The sequence below is a fragment of the Catenuloplanes atrovinosus genome (assembly GCF_031458235.1).
Taxonomy (GTDB): domain Bacteria; phylum Actinomycetota; class Actinomycetes; order Mycobacteriales; family Micromonosporaceae; genus Catenuloplanes; species Catenuloplanes atrovinosus.
Genome location: NZ_JAVDYB010000001.1, coordinates 8,818,923 through 8,844,801, shown reverse-complemented (window position 1 = coordinate 8,844,801; position 25,879 = coordinate 8,818,923). Strand labels below are relative to the sequence as shown.

14 protein-coding genes and 1 pseudogene are annotated in these 25,879 nt (G+C 75.1%); 5 read left to right on the top strand and 10 right to left on the bottom strand.

Translation table 11 applies throughout. The features are described 5' to 3' along the window. Positions 1–3,587: 3,587 nt before the first annotated feature. From J2S41_RS39525 to J2S41_RS39495, 7 genes and pseudogenes are all read right to left on the bottom strand, one after another. Positions 3,588–4,544, bottom strand: a pseudogene (locus J2S41_RS39525) (arginase family protein); the annotation flags it as partial. Between the two features lie 12 nt (positions 4,545–4,556). After that, a complete protein-coding gene (locus tag J2S41_RS39520) occupies positions 4,557–5,483 on the bottom strand; it encodes a tetratricopeptide repeat protein (protein WP_310376114.1) in 927 nt (308 codons plus the stop codon). A gap of 52 nt (positions 5,484–5,535) precedes the next feature. Next, positions 5,536–6,390: an ABC transporter ATP-binding protein gene (locus J2S41_RS39515; protein WP_310376112.1), complete on the bottom strand. Its 855-nt coding sequence runs from the start codon at positions 6,388–6,390 to the stop codon at positions 5,536–5,538. Between the two features lie 91 nt (positions 6,391–6,481). After that, positions 6,482–9,451 carry an FtsX-like permease family protein gene (locus tag J2S41_RS39510; protein WP_310376111.1) on the bottom strand — a complete coding sequence of 990 codons (2,970 nt, stop codon included), beginning with the start codon at positions 9,449–9,451 and terminating at the stop codon, positions 6,482–6,484. After that, positions 9,448–12,426, bottom strand: a complete 2,979-nt coding sequence (locus J2S41_RS39505) for an FtsX-like permease family protein (protein WP_310376109.1) — start codon at positions 12,424–12,426, stop codon at positions 9,448–9,450. The genes J2S41_RS39510 and J2S41_RS39505 overlap by 4 nt, the downstream gene beginning before the upstream one ends. Positions 12,427–12,525: 99 nt before the next feature. Continuing rightward, on the bottom strand, positions 12,526–14,199 hold the full coding sequence (gene icmA, locus J2S41_RS39500) for a coenzyme B12-dependent isobutyryl-CoA mutase large subunit (protein ID WP_310376107.1): 1,674 nt from the start codon (positions 14,197–14,199) through the stop codon (positions 12,526–12,528). A 9-nt stretch (positions 14,200–14,208) separates the two neighbouring features. Further along, on the bottom strand, positions 14,209–14,874 hold the full coding sequence (locus tag J2S41_RS39495) for an ATP-binding cassette domain-containing protein (protein ID WP_310376105.1): 666 nt from the start codon (positions 14,872–14,874) through the stop codon (positions 14,209–14,211). A gap of 91 nt (positions 14,875–14,965) precedes the next feature. Here J2S41_RS39495 and J2S41_RS39490 point away from each other — a divergent pair, with 91 nt between their 5' ends. Both J2S41_RS39490 and J2S41_RS39485 read left to right on the top strand, forming a co-directional pair. Then, the gene (locus J2S41_RS39490; RefSeq protein ID WP_310376103.1) at positions 14,966–16,972 is read left to right on the top strand and encodes a hypothetical protein; all 2,007 of its coding nucleotides are present in this window, start codon (positions 14,966–14,968) and stop codon (positions 16,970–16,972) included. Continuing rightward, complete coding sequence (locus J2S41_RS39485; RefSeq protein WP_310376101.1) at positions 16,969–18,333, top strand: GH1 family beta-glucosidase; 1,365 nt, start codon at positions 16,969–16,971, stop codon at positions 18,331–18,333. Before J2S41_RS39490 ends, J2S41_RS39485 begins: the two co-directional genes overlap by 4 nt. A 170-nt stretch (positions 18,334–18,503) precedes the next feature. Here J2S41_RS39485 and J2S41_RS39480 read toward each other — a convergent pair whose 3' ends face one another. The 3 genes from J2S41_RS39480 to J2S41_RS39470 all read right to left on the bottom strand — a co-directional run bounded on the left by J2S41_RS39480 (position 18,504) and on the right by J2S41_RS39470 (position 21,380). After that, positions 18,504–19,097 (bottom strand): TetR/AcrR family transcriptional regulator, encoded by a 594-nt coding sequence (locus tag J2S41_RS39480; protein WP_310376099.1) that lies wholly within the window; start codon positions 19,095–19,097, stop codon positions 18,504–18,506. 113 nt (positions 19,098–19,210) lie between these two features. Then, on the bottom strand, positions 19,211–20,173 hold the full coding sequence (gene meaB, locus J2S41_RS39475) for a methylmalonyl Co-A mutase-associated GTPase MeaB (RefSeq protein WP_310376097.1): 963 nt from the start codon (positions 20,171–20,173) through the stop codon (positions 19,211–19,213). A 28-nt stretch (positions 20,174–20,201) separates the two neighbouring features. Then, positions 20,202–21,380, bottom strand: a complete 1,179-nt coding sequence (locus tag J2S41_RS39470) for an acetyl-CoA C-acetyltransferase (RefSeq protein WP_310376095.1) — start codon at positions 21,378–21,380, stop codon at positions 20,202–20,204. 60 nt (positions 21,381–21,440) lie between these two features. Between J2S41_RS39470 and mce the strand changes: the two genes are divergently transcribed. The 3 genes from mce to J2S41_RS39455 all read left to right on the top strand — a co-directional run bounded on the left by mce (position 21,441) and on the right by J2S41_RS39455 (position 25,741). After that, complete coding sequence (gene mce, locus J2S41_RS39465; protein ID WP_310376093.1) at positions 21,441–21,902, top strand: methylmalonyl-CoA epimerase; 462 nt, start codon at positions 21,441–21,443, stop codon at positions 21,900–21,902. Between the two features lie 461 nt (positions 21,903–22,363). Then, positions 22,364–23,641: a DivIVA domain-containing protein gene (locus J2S41_RS39460; protein ID WP_310376091.1), complete on the top strand. Its 1,278-nt coding sequence runs from the start codon at positions 22,364–22,366 to the stop codon at positions 23,639–23,641. A 156-nt stretch (positions 23,642–23,797) separates the two neighbouring features. Beyond that, positions 23,798–25,741, top strand: a complete 1,944-nt coding sequence (locus J2S41_RS39455) for a coiled-coil domain-containing protein (RefSeq protein ID WP_310376089.1) — start codon at positions 23,798–23,800, stop codon at positions 25,739–25,741. Positions 25,742–25,879 lie beyond the last annotated feature (138 nt).

The window sequence follows — 25,879 nt, the reverse complement described above, 5'->3', positions numbered from 1 at the left end:
GGGCCGGCGGACGGCGGCGGCCCGACCGGAGCGGGATAGGAGCCGATCAGGCGACGCAGCCGGCCCAGGACGGTGGTGGCCCCGGCCTGCTCACCGGCTTGCGGCCGGCCATCCACCTCGGCGGGCGTGGGCTGGTGTGGTAGCTGGTGCCGCTGGGTATCGGCCGAATCTTGGTCTTGCCGCCCGGCTTCAGGGCCGCCGTCCGGCCGGGTGTCGGCCGCATCTTGGTCCTCTCGGCCCGCTTCAGGGCCACCGTCCGGCCGGGCGTCGGCCGGCTCCCGGTCCTCTCGGCCCGCTTCAAGGCCACCGTCCGGCCGGGCGTCGGCCGGCTCCCGGTCCTCTCGGCCCGCTTCAAGGCCACCGTCCGGCCGGGCGTCGGCCGGCTCCCGGTCCTCTCGGCCCGCTTCAAGGCCACCGTCCGGCCCGTCGGCCGGCTCCCGGTCCTCTCGGCCCGCCTCAGGGCCACCGTCCGGCCAGGCGTCGGCCGGATCTTGGTTCTGTCGGTCCGCGTCCGGGTGGGGTGGAGTGTCGGCGCCGGCGGGCGGCTCGGCGTCGTTGTCTGCGGATACGGGATCGTTGTTGTCCGGCTCGCCGTCCGGTTCGGCCTCGCTGCCGCCGGTCGCGGCCTCGTTCACGTGATCGATCGCGTCCGGAAGACCGGGCGAGGCCTCGTCCGCGGGACTTGTGGCGGCCCGATCCACCGACTCGGTGGCGGCGTGCGCGGGACTGATGTCGGCCTCATCCACGGAACCGGTCGCAACCTCATCCACGAGACCGGCGGCGTCGGGAGAATCGGCCGGATCGACGCTGTCGACAGGACCGTCCACACCGGACGTTGCGCCCTCCTCGGCCGGATCGAGGCCGGTAGGCTCGGCCTCATCAGCGGTGAGGTCCGCGCCGGACTCGTCGATGGCTGCGTCGGCGTCGGCCTGGCCGGCGGTATCGACCAACGCCGCATCGGCGGATTCCAGGAGACCGGCGGGCTCACCGGCCGCGCCGTCTTCCCGATTGTCGGGGCCGACCGCGGTCCCGAGGCCTATCGGTGCCGCAAGGTCCGCAGGACTCGCGATGCCCTCTGGTTCGCCATCCGCACTGCTCACGCCATCCGCGGCGTCACCCGGCTCCGGGCCGGCATCCGCAGCATCCCCCGACTCCGAATTACCGGCATCCGCCCCATCACCCGACTCCGAACCACCGGCGTCAGAAGCACCGACTCGGTGGTCGCTTCCCGCCAGGCCCTTCATGCCGGAAGAATTGCCTTCTTTCGACACATCGGCGGTCACGTCGGCCAGCTCCCGATCATCGATACCGGGTATGTCGCCTTCGTCGGACACGTTGGATTCGTGCGTTTTCCGCTCATCGTGCGACGTCGCCCTGTCCACTTCAGACGAGAACCGCGGTGTCTGCTGAAGCAAGACGTCAGCCTCAGCATCCGCCTCGGCGTCCGCGTCGGCGCCCGCCTCGGCGACTGTGTCAGCCTCAGCGATCGCCTCGGCAACAGCGTCAGCGTCAGCAGCCGCCTGGGCAACAACGTCAGCATCCGCCTGGACAACAACGTCAGCATCCGCCTCGGCAACAGCGTCAGCATCCGCCTGGACAACAACGTCAGCATCAGCCTCGGCATCCGCGCCAGCATCCGCCTGGGCAACGTCAGCATCAGCCTCGGCATCCGCGTCCCCGTCAGCGGCAGCGGCAGCGGCAGCGGCAGCGGCAGCGGCGTCAGCATCAGCGTCCGCCTCGGCGGCAGCGTCACCATCCGCCTCGGCGGCAGCGTCAGCGTCAACCTCAGCATCCGCCTTGGCGTCAGCGTCACCATCCGCCTCGGCGGCAGCGTCAGCGTCAACCTCAGCATCCGCCTTGGCGTCAGCGTCAGTATCGGCCTCGGCGGCAGCGGCAGCGGCAGCGGCAGCGGCAGCGGTCTCAGGATCGGACAAATCGCTTTCACCGGATGCGTCCGGTTCCGACGAAGATTGACCGGCCCTCTCGTTGCCGGATATGTCGCTCTCGGCGGATGAATCGGACCCGTCGTGAAGTGGAGTGCCGGACGAGGCTGCCGAGTCCGGCTGAGGCGTCATCGCTGGGGCGGCCGAGGGCTGCGGGTCCGCGGGTGTGGTGCCGGGCTCGGTGGACGCAGTGGTGCCGTTCGGTGGGGTGGGTGCCGGCGCGGGATCCTCGGGGTCGGCGTGGTCGGGGGCCGAGTCGCCGGTCGTGCCGGGGGTGGAGGGGCGGCGCGGGGTGCCGGTCTGCTTCGGGGGGCGGCGGCGGAGGCCGCCGGGGCGTACCACGTCGGGGTTGGTGACGCTGATGCTGGTGGTGGGCTCGGCCGGGGGTGTCTCGTCGGCGGCCGGGCGGCGCAGGCCGCCGGGGCGGCCGGCGTCGGGGTCGGCGGGGGTGCCGGGGGCCGGGGTACGCCGAGGGGAGAGCAGGCCGGAGCGGCTGGTCAGGTCGTCGAGGTCCCAGCCGCTGCGGCGGGCGGGGGTGTCGGCGCGCTTCGCGGGCTTGGCGGGGCGCTGGCCGGCCCGGCGGCCGGCGTCGACGTGCTGGCCGCCGATGGTGAGCGGCGACGGGATCACGCCGCCGGCGGGGCCGCTGACGGAGAGCGGGAGGTCGGGGTCCTCGGGGTCGGGCTTCGCGGCGGCAGCGGCGGCGGCGGCCGCGAATCGGGCCTTGGCCAGCGCCGCGGCCTCGGCTATCGAGGTGGGCGTGGTCTTCCGGGACTGCGCCTCCCGGCGGGCCAGGGCTTCTCTTATCGTGTTCGGCACCGGAGGCGCGGCGAGATCGTCATCGTCGGCCACAGGCGGCCGGGGCTGCGCCGGCACGCCGCGGCCGGCGGAGCGTTGCGGCGGCGCCTCGTCGTCATCGGCCGGCCATGCGTCCCCGGCCGACGGCTCCGCGTCCGGCCGCACGCGCCGGATCAAACCGGCGCCGGGCGCATCGTCGGCCACACCCGAGGCGCGCACGCCCGAGGCGCGCGTCCCGTCCGCGTCGACGTCGTTCGCCGACGACGACGCGCCGCGCGTCCCCTCGTCGGCACCGGACGGCCGTGAACCCAGCCGCCCCGGCGCCGTGGCGTCGCCGGGCGACCGCAGTCCGGACCACGCCGGGCCACCGTCCTCACCGGACCGTGGACCGAGCCGCCCCAGGGCCGTGGGGTCGCCAAGAGAACCCGGACCACCGTCCTCAGCGGACCGTGAACCGAGCCGCCCCAGGGCCGTGGGGTCGCCAAGAGAACCCGGACCACCGTCCTCACCGGACCGCGCGCCCAGCCGCCCCGCGACCGTGAGATCGCCAGGAGATCCCGGACCACCGTCCTCACCGGACCGCGAACCCGGCCGCCCCGGCGCCGTGGCGTCGCCGGGAGACCGCGGACCGGACCACGCCGGATCGCCGGCCTCGCCGGACGGCCGCGGCGCGGGCACCACCCCGGGGACCGCGTCACCGGCCGGCCCGGGTTCATCACCCTCGGGCGCCGGATCAGCGGCGTCCGCCGGCCCTCCACTCACCCCCAGGAACCCGCCGGCCCCCCGCGCCACCAGCGCCTCGTACGTTCCCGGCGCCGGCGCCGCGGCCACCACCTCCGCGGGGCCGGACGGCTCCGGTGAGCCCTCGTTCCGCGGTCGCGGCGTGGCCAGGAGACGGCCGGCCGCCTCGATTCCCGCGCCGACGGTGGCGACGATCTCCCTGGCGTACGAGCCGTCCGGGTCGTAGTCCGGGTCGAAGACGGTGATCTCCATGCCGAGGCAGTGCGGCGTACCCACGAGGTGTTCGAGCAGCGCCTCCAGCTCGGGGAACGCGATGCCGCCCGGTTCCGGCGCGTCGACCGCGGGCATCACGGCGGGGTCGAGCACGTCCACGTCGATGTGTACCCAGAAGCCGGCGCAGTCGGCGATCTGGTCCAGCGCCCACTGGGCCGACCGGGGCGCGCCCTCGGCGCGCAGCGCGGGGACCGGGCGGGTGACGATGCCGGCGGCCTGGAGGTCCAGCCGGTACTCGTCGTTGGCGCGGATGCCGACCACGACCACGTCGATGTCCCGGTAGTACGGCCGGCGGCCCTCCAGCGCGGTCAGGTCCGCCTGCCCGCGCCCGGTGATCAGCGCCAGGCCCTCGCCGGCGGCGGCGCCCACGTAGGACGCGTTGCCGGGGTGCCGGAAGTCGGAGTGGCCGTCCACGAAGACCAGGCCGACGTGGCCGCCGACGGACTCGCCGAGGCGGCGCATGGCCAGCGCGGAGCCGATCGACACGGAGCAGTCGCCGCCCAGGATGATCGGGAACTCGCCGTTGTCGATGATGGCGCCGATCCGGTCGGCGAGCGCCACCGAGTACGCCGCGATCTCCGGGGCGTGGCTGACGCCGTCGCCGGGCCGCCAGTCACCCGGGTCGTACCGCGGCGGCGTCAGACAGCCGGCGTCGCGGGCGCGGAGCCGGCGGAGCAGCCCCGCGTCCCGCAGCGCGCCTGGCGCCTTGGCGCAGCCCGGCACCGACGTCGCGGTCGGCGGGCGCAGACCGAGATTGGAGGGTGCGTCGAGGACGGCGATCCGGCGCATGGCGGCGGCCGATCAGAACAGCGCGTTCGCCAGCGCGCGGCGGGCGCTGGCGACGGCGGGATCGTCCGGGCCGGCCACGGTGAACAGCGAGAGCAGGTGGCGGCGCACCGTCTCGCGATCGTCGCCGAAGACGCGGCGGATGAGCTTGATCAGCCGCTGGTACGCCTCGGCCGCGTTGCCGCTGAGCACCTCCACGTCCGCGGCGAGCAGTTGCGCCTTGACGTCGTCGGGCGCGCCGGCCGCGACGGAGAGCACGGCGCCCGGGTCGACGCCCTGCACCCGGCGGAACAGCGCGACCTGGGCGAGCCCGGACTCGGCGGCCTGGTCGGCCGGGGACTCGTTGAGGATCTTCTTGTACGCCGCCTCGGCCGCGTCGAGGTCGCCGTCCATCATCGCGTCGTCGGCCTCGGCCAGGCGCGGGTCCTCGTGCTGCGGGGACTGCACGCCCGCGGCCTTGAGCACGGCCTCGATGTACTGCCGGACCTGGGCCTCGGGCAGCGCGCCCTGGAAGCCCTGCACCGGCTGGCCGCCGACCACGGCCGCGACCATCGGGATGCTCTGGATCTGGAACGCCTGGGCCAGGCCGGGGTTGGCGTCCACGTCGACCTTGCCCAGCACCCAGGAGCCGCCGCCCTCCTCGGCGAGCCGCTCGAGCACCGGGGAGAGCTGCTTGCAGGGCTGGCACCACTCGGCCCAGAAGTCGAGGATGACCGGCGTGGTCAGGGACCGCTCCAGCACGTCGGCGCGGAAACCGGCGTCGGTCACGTCGATGACGGTGACGGCGCCGGACGGCGAGGCGGGGGCCGCGGTGGGTGCGGTGGGTGCGGCGGGACGCGCCGCGGGCGCGGGCGTGGCGGTCGGCTGCGGGGTGCTCCGCAGCGCACCGAGGTCGACCGCGCCGCGGGTGAAGATCGACGAGGTGATCCGTGGGTCGCTCATGGTTGTCTAGTCTCGCACGCGAACAGGCGCCGCCGCCTCGACCGACCGCCGATCACGGTGTGCCGTCCCCTACAGCGGGCCGGGTGGCCGACACCATCACCACCTGCCCCTCCACGTTCTCCACCGCGAGCAGCGTGCCGGGCGGGTAGCTCTCCAGCATCGCGGGCGGCAACTGCACCGTCCCGTCGCCCGCGACCACCGCGAATTCCTGCCCGTCGCGGCCCTCCGCGCCGACCCGGCCGTCCCGGATGGTGATCGCCCGGCCGAGCCGCGCGCCGACCTCGGGGTCGTGGGTGACCACCACGATCGTGGTGCCGCGCTCGCGGTTGACGGTCTCCAGCGCGTCGAGCACCTCGTCCCGCGCGGACCGGTCCAGCCGGGACGTCGGCTCGTCCACCAGCAGCAGCCCGGGCGAGGCGGCCATGCCGACCGCGAGCGCGGCGCGCTGCTGGGCGCCGGGCGGCAGTTCGCCGACCGTGGCCTCCCCGAACCCGCCCAGCCCGACCAGGCCCAGGATCCGCTCGACCGGCTCGACGTCGGCCGGCCGGACCTTGGCCGCGCGCCGCTGGGCCAGCCACATGTTCGCGGCGAGCGTGGCGTGCGGCAGCAGGTTGCGCGCGGCGCCCTGGAGCACCACGCCGATGTCGGTGCCGCGCATGCGGGCCAGTTCCGCGTCGGCCGCCTTGCCCAGGTCGACCAGCCCGACCTGCACCCGGCCGGCGGACGGCCGCATCAGGCCGGCCAGCAGCGCGATCAACGTGGACTTGCCGGACCCGGACGGCCCGACCAGCGCGACCGTGCTGCCCGGCGCGATGTCCAGGTCGACGCCGGAGAGCGCGACCACGTCGTTGCCCTCCACCCGGTAGATGTGGACCACCCGCCGGCACACCACCGCGATCCCGTTCACCCGACCACCCCTCGCAGATCACCATCACGACCATCAGCGGGTACGCCGCCGCGCGGCCCGGACCGAGGCGCGTCCGTACCCCCGGATCGGCTCATCGCTCCTCCACCGCCCGGCGCAGCGACAGCGCCGAACCGGCCGCCACCAGAGACAGCACCACCAGCGCGGTGACCGGCCCGAGCAGCGCCTCGGCCCGCGGCCAGTCCGGCGGGGCCGGACCCGCCCAGTCGTCCACGTAGTACGTGATCGCGCCGCGCGTCATCCACCAGGCGAGCGCGCCCGCGGCCAGCCCCAGCACCACGCCCGCGCCGACCACCGCGAGCTGCGCGACCAGTTGGCTCCGCCACGCCGGCCCGGCGCCCAGGCCCTGCGCCCGCAGCGCGCGCAGCTGCCGGACCCGCCGCGGCCGGTCCGCGCCGAGCACGAGGAGCGCGCCCACGCCGAGCAGCACCGCGCCGGCCGCGGTGAGCAGGTGGAATCGCAGCGCCAGCGCGGCGCCCTGGCCGGCCAGGACCGTGGTCCGCTCCGCCACCGTGCGCTCGCCCGTGATCACCAGCCCGTGCGTGGTCAGTGCCGTCACCACCGAGTCCGGCGTGTCCGCGCGCAGCCAGACCTGCGGCTCGGCGGCCATCGCGGCGTCGTAGGCGGCGAGGTCCGCGTACTCCAGGTCGACCAGTGTGATCGCGCCGGCCGGCCCGGCCGCGAGGTGCCCGGCGCGCGCGATCGGGACCGGCCCGGTCGCGGACGGGAGCACGTCGTCCGGTTCGCCGCCGGTGACCACGGGCAGCGGGACCGGCGTCACGACCGGGATCAGCCGCAGGTCGGGCCGTCCGCGGCCGGTGTGGGACAGCCGGGCGCCGCGCGCGTCCACGGCCAGGTCCGGGCTGTCCAGCACGGAGCCGGAGGTGACGCGCCACCGGGCCGGGTCGGTCAGGCCCGCGTCGACCGGCCCGGTCGCGTCCGTGATCGCGGAGACGGTCACGTCCACCGCGTACTCCACGGCGAACGGCGTCTCCACCTCCAGCACGCCGAGCCGGCAGCCGGTCGCGCAGGCCGGGACGGCGGCCCGGTACTCGTGCGTCCCGTCCCGCAGGTCGCCGGCCCGCACCCGGACGATCGGGCCGGTGGCCGGCAGCAGCGTGATCCAGAGGCGGGTGTCCGGCGGTGGCGACACCGCGGTCGCGCGCACGGTCACGGACTCGCCGGTGATCCGCAGCGGGGTGGCCGGGCGGGGCCGGATCAGTGACGCGACCGTGGCCGCGTCCGGGCCGAAGCGCGGGTCCCAGTCCGCGACCGTCGCCAGCCGGGTGCTGTCCACCGCGAGCGCGTCCAGCTCGGCCCGGGTGATCCGCGCGGTCGCCATCGCGTACCGGCCCTCCGGGTCGGCCGCGCGCACGGCGCGCAGCAGGTCCTGCTCGCCCGCGTCCGCGACGGTGAGCACGCGGGGCGCGCCCAGGTCGATCCGGGCCCGATCGCCGCGGCCCTCCGCCGCCACCACGGACGCGGTGGCCGAGAAGCCGACCAGCGCGAACACGATGACGGAGATCGCCACGACGCGCAGTTGGGCCGGCTGGCGGGCGAACTCGGCGGCGGCCAGCCCGCGCACCAGCCGGCCGCGGCGCAGCGCCCGGCCGGCCGCGCGCCCGGCCAGCAGCCCGGCGAGCCGCGCGCCGAGCAGCCCGGCGGTGAGCGCGATCAGCATCGGGACCAGCAGTTCCAGCCCGCCGGCCGGCTCGTCGACGGCGCTCACCTGGTACGCCGCGGCGGCGGCCAGCGCGCCGGCCACCACGTCCAGCGTGCTCACCGCGACCTGCCGGTGCCGGGCCGGCGTGGCGCGCAGCAGCACCGCGACCGGCGCGACCACGGCCCGCCACTGCGCGGCCAGGCCGACCAGCAGCGCGCCGGCGACGGCCGCGACCGCGTACCACATCGAGCCCGCGGCCGGCGTCACCGTGGGCGCGCCGTCCAGCGTGGTCGCGGACACGACCGAGACCAGCAGCCAGGCCGCCAGGTAGCCGAGCGGCGTGCCGGCCAGCACCGGGAGCACCGCCTCCGCGAGGACCAGCGCCCAGCGCAGCGACGACGGCGTGCCGCGCAGCGCGAACAGGCCGGCCTCGGTGCGGCGCAGCGCCACGCCGAACGAGACCGCGAACCAGAGCACCAGCCAGGCGAGCAGCACCAGCGGCAGCCCGGCCAGCGCCAGCCCGTCGCGGAGCTGGGCGTCGCCGGCCGTGATCCGGGCGTCCAGCGCGTGCAGGTCGGTCCGTACCGACCACTCGGTGCCGGCCGCCCAGCGGCCCACCACGTCCGTGGCGGTACGCGCCGGGCCCGGGAACGCCTCCGGCCGGGCGACCAGGTCGGCCGCCTCGACGTAGTCGGCGGAGAGCGTGCGGTGCACGGTCTCCCGGGTGGTGAAGAACGGGTCCGCGACCGGATCGCGCGCCTGCCACCCGGCGAAGAACGGGCGCCCGGCCCAGTAGCCCGCGGCCGGGTCGGCCGGCGTGTACAGGCCGACCACGGTGTACCGGTTCAGCGGGTACCGGTCCGAGGTGTGGAAGACCACGGTGTCGCCGACCGCGAGCGCGGCCCGGTCGGCCGTCCGCGCGCTGGCCACGATCTCGTTGTATCCGGTGGCGCAGCGCCCGGCCGTGACCGTGAGGTGCGCGCACACCTCACTCCGCCAGGCGAGCGTGCCGTTCAGCCCGGTCAGCGTCTCGCCCGGGTCCGGCGGCAGGGCCGCGGGGTCGACGATCAGCCCGTTCGTCCAGAGCCCGCCGATCGAGTCGAACCCGGCCACGGTCGGCAGGTCACCGATCAGCTCCGGCGGGAACGCGCGCTCCGGCTGTGTGCGGTCCGGCACCACGGGTGAGAGGTGCCGCTCGGCCGTGAGCCGGCGCTCGGCGGCCGGGGCCGCGGCGACCTCGGTGACGGTGGCGGCGCGGCGGGCGGCCGGCTCGTAGAGCAGCGGCGCGGCGGCGGCACCCGCGGCGGCGGCCGCGAGCAGCATCATCACCAGCGCGGACCGCCACCGGGCGCGCAGCGCGGCGCGCACCAGCGCGATCACGGCCGGTCCCCCGCCCGGGATGCCCGGCCGCGGGCTGGTGATGCCCGATCCGGGCGGGAGTCGCGGCGGAGCGCGGCGGTGAGCAGCGCCGCGGTCGCCACCGCCACCGCGGCCGCCGCCCAGTACGGCTGCACGGGCACGGACGGTGCGGCGCCGTCCGCGAAGACCGGCAGCAGCCCGTCGTGCACGGCCCAGCTGAGCCGTCCGAGCAGCACGCCGGCCGTGACGCCGGACAGCACCAGCACCACCCGGTCCCACCGGGACGCGGTGCCCGCGGCCGAGGCGGACAGGCCCTGCGCCCGCAGCGCGCCCAGGTCGGCCGCGCGCCGGGACCGTTCCACGGTGCCGACCAGCACGATCCCGGCCAGCGCCAGCACCATGCCGAAGAGGGCGGCGGCCAGGTGCAGCCGGGCGGCCTGCCCGGGCCCCTGCGCGCGCAGCTCGGCGGCCCGCGCGTCGATCGTGGTCTCGCCCACCACGGTCAGCCCGGCCGCGCGCAGGTCGTCGCGCACCCCGGCCGGCGCGTCCGGGGCCAGCCACACCTCGTAGGTCGCGTTCAGCGCCGGCCCCTCCAGCAGCCGTACCGCGTACTCGTAGTCGATCAGCAGGCCGTTGTGGCCGAGGCCGGGCACCGAGGGCAGCCCGCCGGTCATGGTGACCGGCCACGTGCTGAGGTCGAAGCCGGTGGCCTCGCGGATGCCGTCCGCCTGCACGCCCGCCTCGGCCGCGGCCACCACCACCGGGACCGGCACCGGCACGTCCGCCTGCCGCACCCGGACCTCGATCGGCGAGTCGCGCGGGCTGGTGCCCTCGAACCGGGCGGCCAGCCACGGGCCGTCCTGCCGCATCGACAGCAGCGCGGCGCCGAGGTTGAAGCCGGGCCGCCAGCGACCGGGCGCGCCGAGCTCCGCGCCGGTGAGCACGGTCCGGTCCGGCCCCTCCTGGCGCAGCTCGAGCAGGCGCAGGCCGGCCGGCCCGGGCACGAACCCGAGGTAGACCAGCCGGCAGCCGGCCGCGCAGCCCTCGACCGGCGCCCGGACCGTGGTGCGCCCGGGTGTGAGCGGCAGCGGCAGGCTGACCGTCACCGGCGTGCCGGCCGGGTCGACCAGGTGCACCGCGAGGTCGTCCGCGGTGGACAGCTCGTCCACCTCCACGTCCAGCACCAGCGTGCCGCCGTCGACCGTCACCACCGGGTTGGTGTCCGCCCGGAGCAGGCCGGGCAGCGCGTCCAGCCGGCCGGGGTCGAGCCCGCGCGGCCGGGCCATGACCGCGACCGCCCGCTCCGGCTCCACCGCGAGCAGCGGGGCGCCGCCGTGCCGGGCGCGCAGCACCGGCATCGCCCACCGCCCGTCCGGGTCGGCCCGGTGCACGGCGTCGCGCAGCGCCTGCGGGCCGGTCGAGCGCACCGCGAGCACCCGGTCCGCGCCGACCTCCCACCGGGCGCGTTCGCCGGCGGCCCGGACGCCCAGGTCGGCCGCGGCGACGGCCTGGACCAGCAGCGCGATCGCAGCGGCGAAAAGCGTGATCACGCGGTGGCCGCCGGGCCGCCGGGCCAGTTGCAGCGCGGCCAGCCCGGAGCCGAGCCGCCCGGTGCGCAACCGGTGCGTGGCCACGCGCGCGGCGAGCGGCGGCACCAGGCGCGCGGCCAGCAGCCCGCCGCCGAGCGCGAACAGCGCGGGCCCGAGCAGCGCCACGCCCTCGGCCGCGGGCGCGCCGGCGCTGTCGATCTCGAACCAGGCCGCGGCCGCGAGCGCCAGGACGACCAGCGTGACCGCGTCCAGCGGCTGGACCCGGAGCCGGGACGGCGTGCGGCGCAGCCCCTCCAGCACCGGGCCGCGCGGCCGGTGCACCACGGCCGCGATCAGCACCACGGCGACGCAGCCGAGCGCGGCCACGCCGGCCCAGGCCAGCGACGGCTCGGGCGGCGGCACGGCACTGAACTCGGCGCGCGCGGCCAGCGCCGCCGCGCCGTAGCCGGCGGCCAGCCCGGCCGGCGCCGCGATCAGCACGGCGAGCAGGCCGGGCGTGACCGCGACCAGGCTCCTGGTGCCGGCCGGCGCGCCGCGCAGCGCCGCGAGCGCGGCCTCGTCCCGGCGCTCGGCCGCGAGCTGCGCGGCGGCCAGCAGCAGCACGAACCCGCCGAGCAGCGCGAGCTGCGCGGCGGTGACGGTGGCGCCGCGGAACAGCGCGTCCTCGTTGCCGCGCAGCCCGTCGAGCAGCACGGGCAGCCGGGTGTTGAGGATCAGGTCGTCGAGCCGCTGCGGGGTGAGCCCGGCCAGGTCGGCGCGGATCGCGGGCACGTCCAGCGGCACGTCGGTGCGCAGCACGTAGTCGTACGTCACGTCGGTGGCCGGCACGCCGAGCGGCTCGAACCCCCCGCGGTCGCCGAGCAGCGCGCCGCGGTCCGGGGTCAGGCCGGGCGCGGTGCGCACGGTCCAGAACTCGTCGTCCACCTCGGCCGGCCGGAACACGCCGGTGACGGTGAACGGCACGGCCGCGCCGGGCGCGCCCTGGAGGCCGATCCGGTCGCCGGCCGCGACGCCGAACCGCGCGGCGGTCTCGGCCGACATCATGATCTCGCCCGGGCCGTCCGCGCAGGCGCCGTCCAGGACCAGGCGGGCGCAGGCGCCGTCCAGGTGGTGGAGCCGGAACGTCTCCGGGCCGTCCGGGCCGGCGCCGGTGACGGTGGCGCCGACCGCGGCGTACCGCGTGAACCGGGCGCCGGGCAGCAGGTCGGCCGCCACGGTCGCGGAGGCGGCCAGCGCGAGCGGGTCGGGGCGCAGGACGCCGCCGAGCCGCGCCGACCGGTCACCGGGCGCGGTGTCGCCGAGCGCGGACACCGTGGTGCCGGTCGCGGCCGCGCCGGACCAGGCCGGGATGGCGGCCGCGGCGGCCACGCACAGCCCGGCCAGCAGCGCGAAGATCAGCAGCCGGGCGCGATGGCCGCGGATCAGGCCCGCCAGCAGTCCCAGCATGCCGCCCACCCCCATGGATCGCCGCCCGTCACTGCGACGGTAGGCGATCTCGGGCCGGTCCGGCGTCCCCGTCTCCGGGAACCGATACCAGGCTGTTGCTCAGAAGCGGGCCGGCTCCCGGTAGACGCCCCACTCGTGACGCAGCACGCCGCAGATCTCGCCGAGCGTGGCCTCCGCGCGGGCGGCGTCCAGCATGGCCGGGATCAGGTTCACGTCGGTACGGCACGCCGCCGCCAGCTCGTCCAGCGCGCGCCGCACCCCCGCGCCGTCCCGCGCGGCGCGCCGCCGGGCCAGCGTCTTGCGCTGCTCCAGCTCGACCTCGTGCGAGATGCGCAGGATCTCCAGGTCCTTCGTGACCGTACCGGTGTGGACGTTCACGCCGACGATCCGCTTGTCGCCCTTCTCCAGCGCCGCCTGGTACGCGAACGCCGACTCGGCGATCTCCGAGGTGAACCAGCCGTCCTCGATGCCGCGCAGGATGCCGGACGTGATGGTGCCGTCGCCGCCGAGGTCGCGGATGCGCGTGAAGATCGCCTCGGCCGCCTCCTCGATCCGGTCGGTGAGCGCCTCCACGTACCAGGAGCCGCCGAGCGGGTCGGCCACGTTCGCCACGCCGGTCTCCTCCATCAGCACCTGCTGGGTGCGCAGCGCGATCTCCGCGGACTCCTCGGTGGGCAGCGCCAGCGTCTCGTCCAGCGCGTTGGTGTGCAGCGAGTTGGTGCCGCCGAGCACGGCCGCGAGCGCCTCCACCGCGGTCCGTACCACGTTGTTGACCGGCTGTTGCGCGGTGAGCGACACGCCCGCGGTCTGCGTGTGGAAGCGCAGCCACATCGCGCGCTCGTCGGTGGCGCCGTAGACGTCGCGCAGCCAGCGGGCCCAGATCCGGCGCGCGGCCCGGAACTTCGCGATCTCCTCGAAGAAGTCCACGTGCGCGTCGAAGAAGAAGCTCAGCCCGGGCGCGAACCGGTTGACGTCCAGCCCCCGGGACAGGCCCAGTTCCACGTAGCCGAAGCCGTCCGCCAGCGTGTACGCCAACTCCTGCGCGGCCGTCGAGCCCGCCTCCCGGATGTGGTAGCCGGAGACGGACAGCGGCTTGTAGCGCGGGATCTCCGCCGCGCAGAACTCCATCAGGTCGCCGATCAGGCGCAGGTGCGGCTCCGGCGCGAACAGCCACTCCTTCTGCGCGATGTACTCCTTGAAGATGTCGGTCTGCAGCGTGCCGTCCAGCGACCCGAGCGCGGCGCCCTGACGCTCCGCGGCCACCAGGTACATGCAGAAGATCGGCACGGCCGGGCCGGAGATGGTCATGCTGGTGGTGACCGCGCCCAGGTCGATGCCGTCGAAGAGCACGTCCATGTCCGCGGCCGAGTCCACCGCGACGCCGCAGTGCCCGACCTCGCCGAGCGCGCGGGCGTCGTCCGAGTCGTACCCCATCAGCGTGGGCATGTCGAACGCCACGGAGAGGCCGCCGCCCCCGGCCGCGAGCAGCATCTTGTACCGCTCGTTGGTCTGCCGCGCGTTGCCGAACCCGGAGAACTGCCGGATGGTCCACGCCCGGCCGCGGTAGCCGGTCGGATACAGCCCGCGCGTGTACGGGAACTCGCCGGGCCAGCCGATCCGCGCGAAGCCGGGCAGGTCGGCGTCGGGCGGGGGGCCGTAGAGCGGCGCGACCGGCTCGCCGGAGAGCGTGGTGAAGTCCGCGTCCCGTTTGCGGGCCGCGTCGTACCGGGCCTGCCAGCGCGCACGGCCGGCGGCGATCTGCTCGGCATCCATGCCGCCAGTCTAGGGCGCGGACTTAACGATCGCTAAGCTCTCCGCGCGGCCATCTCGCAGATGCAGCTCCGCGTCGCAGAACGCGGCCGCCTCCGCGTCGTGCGTGGCGAACACGACGGCCGCGCCCCGGTCGGCCTCCGCGCGCAGCCGCTCCAGCACCCGCTGCCGGTTCACCGCGTCCAGCTCGCTGGTCACCTCGTCGGCCAGCAGCACGTCACCGGCCAGCGCCAGCCCGCGGGCCAGCGCGGTGCGCTGCTGCTGACCGCCGGACAGCTCCTCGACCAACTGCCCGGCCTGCTCCGCCAGGCCCAGCGAGGCCAGCGCGGCCGCGGTGGCGGCGCGCGCGTCCGCCGGGCGCACGCCGACCGCCATCAGCGCGACCTGCACGTTCTCCCCGGCGGTGAGGATCGAGGCCAGCCCGTTGTCCTGCGGCACCAGCACGACGCGCCGGGACACCGCGTGGTCGCGGTCGCGGACGGCCTCGTCGCCGACGCGCACCTCGCCGGCGGACGGGCGCAGCAGCCCGGCCATGGCATGCAGCAGCGTGGTCTTGCCGGCGCCGGACGGCCCGGTGACGGCCAGCAGCCGGCCGGGCTCGGCGCGCACCGAGACGTCCCGCAGCACCGGCTCGCCGCCGTAGCCCAGCGTGACGCCGTCGACGGACAGCACGGACATGGACCGGACCCTATCCCTTTCGCGCCCGTCGCGCCGCCCCTATGCTGGTGGCTCTTGGTGGATCAGATGATCTCCCAACCGGAGGTGCCCGATGAAGGCCGCGCTGACCGCCCTGCTCCTCGTCGTTCCCGCGCCGGTGCAGGCCGCGGCGTGGGCGGCCGCCTACGATCTCGACGACGACTGCGTGACGCTCGCCGCGCCGGACGGCCGGCACATCACCAAGAACAACGGGGGGTACGGGTTCACCGCGGTCGCCGCCGCGGCGGAGCGGTTCCGGTTCGACGCCACCGGGCTCGGCCGCTACACGATCCGCGACGCGGCGGGCGCGTACCCGTACCAGAGCGCCGTGGGTTTCGTTCTTCCCGGCCGCGGCTACAGCGCCCGCGCCGACTGGACCACGGTCACCACCGGCGACGGCCGCTACCGGCTCACCTCGACCGAGACCGGCCAGGGGCTCGGCACGTTGCTCGGGCGCCTCGGCGCCGGCACTCCGGCCACGCTGACCGCCGCCCCGGCCACCGGCTGCGTCCCGGTCGAGGACATCGCGACCGGGGTGACCGGCACCGCGGCGCGCGGCGTGGACGCGGACGGCCGGCTGTACGGCTGGATCGACGGCCACGCGCACGTCACGGCCGCGGACGCGTTCGGCGGCGACCTGCACTGCGCCGACGCGTGGGCGGCCGGAGGCCCCGCGGTCGCGCTGAGGGGTTGCGCGTCGCACGCCACGCTCGGCATCGGCGCGCTGCTGGAGGCGATCATCGCGGGCACCGACCCGATCGACTCGCGCGAGGACGGCTGGCCCACGTTCGGCGACTGGCCGCAGCACAACAGCCTGCTGCACGAACAGTCCTACTTCCGCGGCATCGAGCGCGCCTGGCGGTCCGGCCAGCGCGTGCTCAACACGCTGCTGGTGGCGAACCGGGTGATCTGCGAGCTCTACCCGACCCGCGACACGTCCTGCGACGAGACCGCGCAGCTGCGGGCGCAGGCGGACTACCTGCGCTCGATGCAGGACTACGTGGACGCGCAGAGCGGCGGGCCCGGCCGGGGCTGGTTCCGGCTCGCGTCCACGCCCGAGCAGGTCCGCGCGATCGCGGCCGAGGGGAAGCTCGCGGTCACGGTCGGCGTGGAGAGCTCCGAGCTGTTCGGCTGCCGGGAGATCCAGGACGTGCCGCAGTGCACCACCGCGGACATCGACGCCGGCCTGGACGAGCTGGAGGCGATGGGCGTCAGCGGCCTCTACCCGGTGCACAAGTTCGACAACGCGTTCGGCGGCACCCGCTTCGACTCCGGCGCCACCGGCGTCGCGGTCAACATCGGCAACGTGCTCACCACCGGCCACTGGTGGACCGCGGAGTCCTGCACCGGCCCGGCCGACAACACGCAGCCGCTGGTCAGTGACGAGCTGGCGGAGCTGCTCCGGCTGGGCGAGCTGGAGCTGCCGGCCGGCACGATCCTGCCGGTCTATCCGAGCGGCCCGATCTGCAACACCCGCGGGCTGACCCCGCTCGGCGAATACCTGATCGCGCGCATGATGGAGCGCGGAATGATCATCCACCTCGACCACCTGGGGGTACGCACCGCGTCCGCGGTCCTGGACCTGGCCGAGGCCGCCGGCTACCCCGGCGTGGTGTCCGTGCACTCCTGGTCCGATCCCGCGCTGGTCGACCGCATGCTGGGTCTCGGCGGCTTCGTCGCGGGCTACGCGCACGCGGCGACGGACGCCGGTGACGGCGAGGTCCCGTTCCTGGAGGAGTGGCGCACCAACCGGGCGCTCCCGAACGGCGACGCGATCAGCGGGTACGGCATGGGCAGCGACGTCAACGGCCTGGGCCCGCTGCCGCCGCCGCAGCTGAGCCCGCCGGCCGGCCCGCAGGCGTACCCGTTCACCGCGCCGAACGGCACCACCGTGGACCGGCAGGTCTTCGGCACCCGCACGTTCGACCTGAACACCGACGGCGTGCCGCAGTACGGGCTGTACGCGGACTGGGTCACGGACGCGATCCGCCAGGCCGGCCCGGAGGGCCCGCTGCTGGAGCGGCACCTGATGAGCGGCGCCGAGGCGTACGTGTCGATGTGGGAGGACGCGCGCGGATGACCGGGCTCCCGCTGCTCCCGCCGGGCTTCCGGTTCGGGATGGCCACGTCCGCGTACCAGATCGAGGGCGCCTTCGACGCCGACGGCAAGGGCCCGTCGATCTGGGACACGTTCACCGCGCGGCCCGGCACGGTCCGGCACGGCGAGCACGGCCGCGTCGCGATCGACCACTACCACCGGTACGCGGAGGACGTCGCGCACGTCGCGGACGCCGGCGCGCACGACTACCGCTTCTCGTTCTCCTGGCCGCGGGTGCTGCCCACCGGCACCGGCACGGTCAACGAGCCCGGGCTGGACTTCTACGACAGGCTGGTCGACGAGCTGCTGGCCCGCGGCGTCCGCCCGGTCCCGACGATCTACCACTGGGACCTGCCGCAGGCGCTGGAGGACGCGGGCGGCTGGCTGTCCCGGGACACCGCGTACGCGTTCGCCGACTACGCCGCGACCCTGGCCGGCCGGCTGGGCGACCGCGTCCGCGACTGGATCACGCTCAACGAGATGAGCGTGCAGGTCCTCTACGGGTACGCGCTGACCGCGCACGCGCCCGGCCGCGGCCTGGGCTTCGGCGCCCTGCCGGCGGCGCACCATCAGTTGCTGGCGCACGGGCTGGCGGTGCGGGCGCTGCGCGCGGCCGGCGCGGCCACGGTCGGCGTCGCCGCGCAGCACTTCCCGGTCACGCCCGCCGGCGACGACCCGGCCGACGTCGCCGCCGCGGAGCTGTTCGCGACGCTGACGAACTGGACGTTCGCCGACCCGATCCTGCGCGGCGCCTATCCGGACGCGGTGCGGGACCTGCTCCCGGTCCGGGACGGCGACCTGGAGATCATCTCCGCGCCGCTGGACTTCTACGGTGTCAACTACTACGAGCCGACCCGGATCGAGGCGCCGCGCCCGGGCCGCGACTACCGCGGCGTGCTGGAGGTGGAGATCCCGCCGGACCTGCCCTTCGCCCCGGTCCCGCCGGAGGCCACGAGCCGCACCGACTTCGGCTGGGCCATCGTCCCGGCCGGCCTGACCACGATCCTGACCACGTTGCACGACCGCTATCCGGCCCTGCCACCAATCGTGATCACGGAAAACGGCGCATCCTTCCACGATGCGCCGCCATCGCCGGACGGGCGGGTGGCCGACGAGCGGCGGACGGCATATCTCGACGCCCACCTGCGCGCGGTGCTCGACGCGATCTCGGCGGGGGTCGAGGTGCGGGGATACTACGTGTGGTCAGCGCTGGACAACTTCGAGTGGGCAGCGGGATATGCCGAACGCTTCGGTCTGGTCCACGTGGATCGAGTCACGCTGCGCCGCACCCGGAAGGACTCCTGGCACTGGTTCCGGTCCCTGATCGCCGCCCAGCCCGGGTGATTCTGATCCTTCGGTCAGTCCCGACTGCGTGAGTGGTCAATCCGTTCCGGGTGACTGATCAGCGCGTCCTGCCCGACTGGTCAGCAAGTCCTATGTGGCAACTCAGTCGGCTGTCTCGCTCGCCGACTGGGGGTGGCACCCGCCGACCGCGGCGGAACCCGGCGGCCTCGTCAGCGGAGCCGGTCGACGAACGCGGTGGCGATCCGGGCCAGCCGCTCGGCCCGGCCCTCCTCCGCCCAGCCGTCCACCAGGCTGAGCAGCGCGCTGCCCTCCACCAGGATGATGAAGTCGTCTATCACGGCCTCGTCGACCACGCCCGCGCCCAGCTCGTCCAGCTCGCGCGCCTCGCGCATGCAGACCCGCAGCAGCTCCCGGATGCCCACGTGCGACTCCCGCCGCGACGCCGCCAGCCGTGGATGCGACAGCGCCGCCCCCGCGAACGCCACGTTGACGTGCGCGTCCGCCGCCCGCTCGTCGTCGAACGGGAGCGCCGCCTCCAGCGCCGCCCGCAGCGCGGCCAGCCCCTTCAGATCCCCGCCGAGCCGCCACGCCCGCGCCACGATCCGCTCGTACATCGCGGTCTGCGCCGCCACCAGGATGTCGTCCTTGCCACCGAGGAAGTGCGCCAGCACGCTCAGCGAGCACCCGGCCTCATCCGCGATGGCCCTGGTGGTGAGCCGGTCCACGCCCCGCTCCCGCACCACGCGCCAGGACGCCGCCAGCAGCTCCGCCCGCCGCTCCTCATGATCGACCAGCTTCGGCACGCCCTCACCCTACGACCCCCCGCTCGGCCACCCGCGAAGCGACGACCGGCGTACCATCCCGTCCCCGCCTGATTCACGGCGGACGCCCGGTCACGCTCCCCCGGGGCGACCGGCTAGAGCGAGTCCAGCAGTGACGCGGCGGCCGAGTAGGGGTCCCGGTGGCCCGCGGCGACCTCGGCGGCCAGGGCCGCCAGCGCCGTTCCGCCGCGCAGCGCGGTCAGCCGGGAGCGGAGCGCGCCGAGGGCGATCGCCTCCACCTCCGCGGACGCGCGTGCGGCGCGACGGCGCTCCAGTTCGCCGTGCGCGACCAGCCAGTCGTGGTGCCTGTCCAGCGCGGCCAGCGTGTCGTCGATGCCCTCGGCCCGGGACGCCACCGCGCGCACCACCTGCGGACGCCACTCCCCGGGGCCGCGATCGGCGAGGCCGATCATGCCCTGGATGTCGCGGTACGTGGCGTCCGCGCCGTCCCGGTCGGCCTTGTTCACCACGAACACGTCCGCGATCTCCAGGATGCCGGCCTTGACCGCCTGGATCGCGTCGCCCATGCCGGGTGCCAGCAGCACCACCGTGGTGTCCGCCAGCGACGCCACCTCCACCTCGGCCTGGCCGACGCCCACGGTCTCGACCAGCACCACGTCGCAGCCGGCGCCCTCCAGCACGCGTACGGCCTGCGGGGTGGCCGCGGACAGCCCGCCCAGGTGGCCCCGGTTGGACATGGACCGGATGTACACGCCGGGGTCCGTGGCGTGGTCCTGCATCCGGACGCGGTCGCCGAGGATCGCGCCGCCGCTGAACGGGCTGGACGGGTCGACGGCCAGCACACCGACCCGGTGATCACGCTTGCGCAGCGCCCGGACCAGCTCGTTCGTGGTGGTGGACTTGCCGACGCCGGGCGAACCGGTGATGCCCACGACGCGCGCCCGCCCGGCGTACGGCGACAGCGCCGCGGCCATCTCCGGCAGCGACGCGTCCCCGGACTCGACCAGCGTGATCAGCCGGGCCACCGCGCGCGGATCGCCGTCGCGGGCGTGCTCGACCAGCAGGGGGATGTCGCGGCTGCGGCGCAGGGAGGTCACCCCGCCGAGCCTGCCACGTGACGGCCGGTCACGGCACCCGGATGATCAGCGCGTCGCCCTGCCCGCCACCGCCGCAGAGCGCGGCCACCCCCACGCCGCCGCCGCGCCGGCGCAGCTCCAGCGCGAGCGTGAGCGCGAGGCGGGCGCCGGACATGCCGATCGGGTGGCCGAGCGCGATCGCGCCGCCGTTGACGTTCACGATGTCGCCGCTGATCCCGAGGTCGCGGATGGACTGGATGCCGACCTGCGCGAACGCCTCGTTGATCTCGACCAGGTCCAGGTCCGCCGCGGTCAGCCCCTCCTTGGCCAGCGCCGCGTTGATCGCGTTGGACGGCTGGGAGTGCAGCGAGTTGTCCGGGCCGGCCACGTTGCCGTGCGCGCCGATCTCCGCGATCCAGCTCAGCCCCAGCTCCTCCGCCTTGGCCCTGCTCATCACCACGACCGCGGCCGCGCCGTCGGAGATCGGCGACGAGCTGCCGGCCGTGATCGTGCCGTCCTTGGCGAACGCGGGCCGCAGCCGGGACAGCGACTCCGCGGTGGCGTCCGGCCGGATGCCCTCGTCCTCGCTGATCACCACCGGCTCGCCGGTGCGCTGCGGGATGGTGACCGGCGCGATCTCCTCCGCGAAGTGCCCGTTCTTCTGCGCGGCGGCGGCCCGCTGGTGACTGGTCGCGGCGAACTCGTCCTGCTCCTCGCGCGGGATGCCGTGCCGCGCGCCGTGCCGCTCGGTGGACTCGCCCATCGAGCAGCAGTCCCAGGCGTCGGTGAGCCCGTCCAGCGCCATGTGGTCCTTCACGATCACGTCGCCGTACCTGTACCCCCGCCGCTGCCCCATCAGCAGGTGCGGCGCGTTGGTCATCGACTCCATGCCGCCGGCCACCACCACGTCGAACTCGCCCGCGCGGATGAGCTGGTCGGCCAGCGCGATCGCGTCCAGCCCGGACAGGCACACCTTGTTGATCGTCACCGCGGGCACCGACATCGGGATGCCGGCCTCCACCGCGGCCTGCCGCGCCGGGATCTGGCCCGCGCCGGCCTGGAGCACCTGCCCCATGATCACGTACTGCACCTGCTCCGGCGCGACGCCGGCCCGCTCCAGCGCCGCCCTGATCGCCACCGCACCGAGCGCCGTGGCCGGGAAGTCCTTGAGGTTGCCGAGCAGCCGGCCCATCGGGGTCCGCGCTCCGCCGACGATTACCGATCCCATCGCTACCGCCCCTGTGGGTCGACGCTGACCTTAACGCTTGTTTGGGTCAGACTATCGCTCATGACCTCACAGCCCGATACCGGATTCGTCACACACGGAGAGATCGGGATTCTCCGCATCGACCACGTCGGCATCGCGGTCGCGGACCTCGACGCCGCCATCGAGTTCTACGCCCGCGTCTTCGACATGCGGTGCGTGCACCAGGAGACCAACCCCGAGCAGGGGGTACGCGAGGCGATGCTCGCGGTCGGCCCGGACCCGGACGGCGGCCGCCTCCAGTTGCTGGCCCCGCTGAGCCCGGAGTCCACCATCGCGCGGTTCCTGGACCGCAACGGCCCGGGCGTGCAGCAGGTGGCCTACACCGTGGCGGACGTGGACGCGGCCTGCGCGGCGCTGCGGGCCCGCGGCATGCGGCTGCTCTACCCGGAGCCGCGGCGCGGCACCGCGGGCTCCCGGATCAACTTCGTGCACCCCAAGGACGCGGGCGGCGTGCTGGTGGAGCTGGTCGAACCCGCCCGCTGACCGGGCCCCGGCCACGAGCCCGGCGCCGGTCCCGGGCGGAGCGAGCGCGCCCTCGTCCGTACCGCCGCATGGTTTTGATCTTGGATCGGCCGGCGGCGGTCAGCCGGCGCCTAGATAAAGCAGTCTCGGGGCCGCACGCGGGCCGGGGAGGCGGGTGCACAACGGCGTGTACCTGGGGCCTCACGGTGTGCTAACCTGCGCAGCGCCCGATTCGCAAGCTGCAATTTTCCGCTTTTTCGGACAAAGTTCAACGAGTCGGGTCTACAGGAGTTAGTGGCTCATCAGGCCCGATATCCGACCTCATCAAAACGCCTGCCCGGCGCACCTCACCGAGCGGCCGATCCCTCCTGGACCGAACGGGCGACCGGCCCGGTGACCTGCTGAGTTGACCATGAAAGCGGTCCGGGACATGCCCCGTACGCTCTTGCGAAGCACCTGGGTACGTCTGCCAGTATGTCCCAATGCCCCAGCAGCAGGACTCTTCCCTCGCGTTCTTCGAGAGCGCGAAATCCGAGCACGACTTCACGGTCGTTCTCCGCGGTTACGACCGCGGCCAGGTGGACGCGCACCTGGGCCGGCTGGTCGCCGCCCTGAACCAGTCGGAGCAGGCGCGGGCCGAGGCCGAGCAGCGGATGAACGACGCGCAGCGCCGCCTGCGCCAGGCTGAGCAGCGCCTCAGCTCGGTCGAGCAGAAGCTGACCGACACCAACAAGCAGCTCGAGGAGAACAACCGCCCGACGCTGTCCGGTCTGGGCACGCGCGTCGAGCAGATCCTCCGCCTCGCCGAGGAGCAGGCGAACGATCACCGCAGCGAGGCCAAGCGCGAGTCGGAGGGCATCCTCTCCGCCGCCCGCCTGGAGGCCCGCGAGATCACCGACAAGGCCCGCGCCGAGGCCGCCGCCATGAAGGCGACCGCGGAGCGCGAGGCCGGCCAGGTCCGCACGCACGCCGAGCGCGAGGCCGCCGAGGTCCGCGTGCAGGCCCGCCGCGAGGCGGACACGCTGCGCGCCGACGCCGACCGTGAGACCAAGCAGCTGCGCACCGTCACCGCCCACGAGGTCGCGGAGCTGAAGTCCACTGTCGAGCGCGAGGTCTCCACGCTGCGCGCCACCGCCGAGCGGGAGATCACCCAGCTCCGGGCGAAGGCGGCCCGCGAGGCCGAGGAGAAGCGCGCCGAGGCGACCAAGATGCTCACCGACGCCCGCGACAAGCGCGACAAGGACCTGCAGGCCCTCGCGCTGGAGCTCGCCGAGCGCCGGGAGAAGGCGGAGCGCGAGGAGTCGCAGCGCCACGCCGCCCAGGTCGCCGCCACGCAGAAGATGGTCGCCGAGGCCGAGGAGCGCGCCCGCGCCGCCGAGGACCGCGCCAAGGAGATCGAGCAGCGCGCCGAGGCCCGCCGCGTCGAGTCCGAGCGCAACGCGAACGAGACCGTCGAGAAGGCCAAGGCCCTCTCCGACAAGACCATAAACGAGGCGCGCGCCGAGGCGCACCGCCTGGTCAGCGAGGCCCGCACCGAGGCCGAGCTCACCACGCAGGCCGCTCGCCGCGAGGTCGAGGACCTGACCCGCCAGAAGGACGCCGTCACGTCCCAGCTCGGTCAGATGCTCTCCGGCCTGGCCGGCATCGTCCCCACGCCGGCCGCCGCCGCCCCGGCCGCGGCTCCCGCCGCCGCCAAGGCCGAGACCACGGACAAGGGCGACGCCTCCGACGAGAAGGTTCCGGCCAAGGCCAACAACTGAGCGCCGGTGCGGCTCGTTGGTACGGTAAGTCCCCCGGGTTTGGCAGAACCCGGTTGCTTCACCCGAAAAGCGACAGATCACTAAGAGACGCATACGTCCCGTCAGGCCGGTGTGTATCCGTGCATGACGGGACGATGCGTGTGTGAGGATGGAACCATGTCACACGGCGGGGAAATCTTCGATCTCGGCGACGATGTGGCTCTGGAGCCAACCTTCGAGTCACAGTTCAAGGGCTACGACCGCAAGCAGGTCGATCGGTACGTGGCCCGGGCCGAGAACGAGATCGCCACGCTCGCCACCGAGCGCGAGCAGGCGTACGGGCAGATCCAGGGCATGGCCCGCGAGATCGAGCAGCTGAAGGCGGAGGTCGCCGCGCTGCGACGCCGGGCCGCCACTCCCGAGCGCGTGTCGTTCCGGCACCTCGGCCCGCGCGTGGAGCAGATCCTCGCGCTCGCGGAGGACCAGGCCGAGGCGATCCGCAGCGAGGCCACACAGGACATCGCGGACCGGCGCAACGAGGCCGACCGCGTGCTGAACGAGGCACGCGAGGACGCGGAGCGCATGGTCGGGGAGGCCCGCACCCGCGCGCACGAGGCCGCGCGCGACTTCGAGATCGCGCTCGCCTCGCGCCGCGCCGAGGAGGACAAGGTCGACGCGCAGCGCCGGTCCACCGCCGAGGCGGAGATCGCGGCGGCGCGCGAGGAGGCGGACAAGGCACGCAGCGAGGGGCAGGCCGCGCTCGCCCGCGCCCAGCAGGAGGCGCGCCAGCTCACCGAGCAGACCAAGCAGTACGTGCAGCGCACCCGCGCCGAGACCGAGGCGTACGTGCAGTCCTCCCGCACCCAGGTGCAGCAGGAGCTCAGCCACTGGCGCAGCAGCGTCGAGCAGGAGATCAACCAGCGCAACGCGGCGGCCGAGCGGGAGCTGGCCGAGCTGCGTACCGCCGCGGAGCACGAGGTCGCGCAGCGCCGCACGGCGGCGGCGCAGGAGCTCAGCCAGCTCCGCGCCGAGGCCGAGAAGCAGATCGCGGACCAGCGCGCCGACGCCGAGCGCCAGCTCAACGAGGCCCGCCGCGCCGCGGACAAGGAGGCGGCCGAGGCGCACGCGCGGCTCACCGCGGTGCAGCAGGAGGTCACCACCACGCAGAAGCAGCTCACCGCGCTGCGCGAGGAGATCTCCACGACCGAGTCCGCCCTGGCCGAGATGCGCGAGCAGTCGCTCACCGCGCGCCAGGAGGCGGACAAGGTCGCCGAGAAGCTGAGCGGCGTGCAGAAGCAGCTGGCCGCGGAGCTCAAGCGGCTCAGCGACGCTCAGCGCTCCGCGGAGGCGGCCGAGCGGCACGCGTCCGACGTACGCCGGCAGGTGCAGCGCGAGGCCAAGCGGGTCGCGGAACTGGCGGCGGCGGCGGTGCTCGCGGCGGCGGCCGGACCGGCGGACGGTGCCGCGGACGCGGCGGCCGATTCGACGGATGTCGCGGCCGGCTCGGCGGGCGCCGCGGCCGACTCGACGGGCGGGTCGGCGAAGACCGAGACGGCCGGGCCGGATGAGACGCAGGTCGTGCCGGTCGCGACGCGGCCGGCCGCGGACAAGTCCACCACGGAGCCGGCCTCCACGGCCGCCGCCGGGGCTCCGAGCGCCGGGGCTTCGAGCGTGGGGGACAAGGGTGCTGGGGACAAGGGCGCTGGTGGGGACAAGGGCGCCGCGGAGGGCAAGGCTTCCGAGGACAAGCCCGCCACCGGCGCGCCCGCCGGGAGCAAGCCCGCCGACGACGCCACGCAGGTCATCTCTCAGCAGGATCTGGCCGACGCCGCTGCCGCGGCGAAGGCCGCGAAGCCGGGGCCGGCCGGCGCGGAGACCACCCAGGTGATCTCGCGGGACGCCGAGGCCACCCAGGTGATCTCGACCGACGCCGTGCGCGCCGCCCAGACCGCCGCGGTCCCGCCGAAGCAGACGGACGGCCCGCCCGCGTCGCTGAGCAACACGGCCGCGCCCACCGCCGTGATGCCGACCGTGCCGGCCGGCAACCGCACCACCACCGCGCCGGACGCGCGCGACGGCAAGGCGGCCGAGGAACTGACCGCGGACTCCACCGCGGTCTGACGGTTTCATCGCAACGGGGGCGGCCGGTCACGGCCGCCCCTCGCGTGGTTCATGGCATGGCCACATCACGGCGGATACGCTGCGCGCTGGAGGTGTGCGAGTGAGCGAGAAGCCCGAGACCACGCGTACCGAGGAGCC

Excerpts from the sequence above, each read along its gene's own strand:
- J2S41_RS39460 (WP_310376091.1), top strand. The coding sequence starts at position 22,364 with ATGCCCCAGCAGCAGGACTCTTCCCTCGCGTTCTTCGAGAGCGCGAAA.
- J2S41_RS39520 (WP_310376114.1), bottom strand. The coding sequence starts at position 5,483 with ATGAGCGACCCACGGATCACCTCGTCGATCTTCACCCGCGGCGCGGTC.
- J2S41_RS39505 (WP_310376109.1), bottom strand. The coding sequence starts at position 12,426 with ATGCTGGGACTGCTGGCGGGCCTGATCCGCGGCCATCGCGCCCGGCTG.
- J2S41_RS39495 (WP_310376105.1), bottom strand. The coding sequence starts at position 14,874 with ATGTCCGTGCTGTCCGTCGACGGCGTCACGCTGGGCTACGGCGGCGAG.
- mce (WP_310376093.1), top strand. The coding sequence starts at position 21,441 with ATGACCTCACAGCCCGATACCGGATTCGTCACACACGGAGAGATCGGG.
- J2S41_RS39470 (WP_310376095.1), bottom strand. The coding sequence starts at position 21,380 with ATGGGATCGGTAATCGTCGGCGGAGCGCGGACCCCGATGGGCCGGCTG.
- J2S41_RS39455 (WP_310376089.1), top strand. The coding sequence starts at position 23,798 with ATGTCACACGGCGGGGAAATCTTCGATCTCGGCGACGATGTGGCTCTG.
- icmA (WP_310376107.1), bottom strand. The coding sequence starts at position 14,199 with ATGGATGCCGAGCAGATCGCCGCCGGCCGTGCGCGCTGGCAGGCCCGG.
- J2S41_RS39490 (WP_310376103.1), top strand. The coding sequence starts at position 14,966 with ATGAAGGCCGCGCTGACCGCCCTGCTCCTCGTCGTTCCCGCGCCGGTG.
- J2S41_RS39485 (WP_310376101.1), top strand. The coding sequence starts at position 16,969 with ATGACCGGGCTCCCGCTGCTCCCGCCGGGCTTCCGGTTCGGGATGGCC.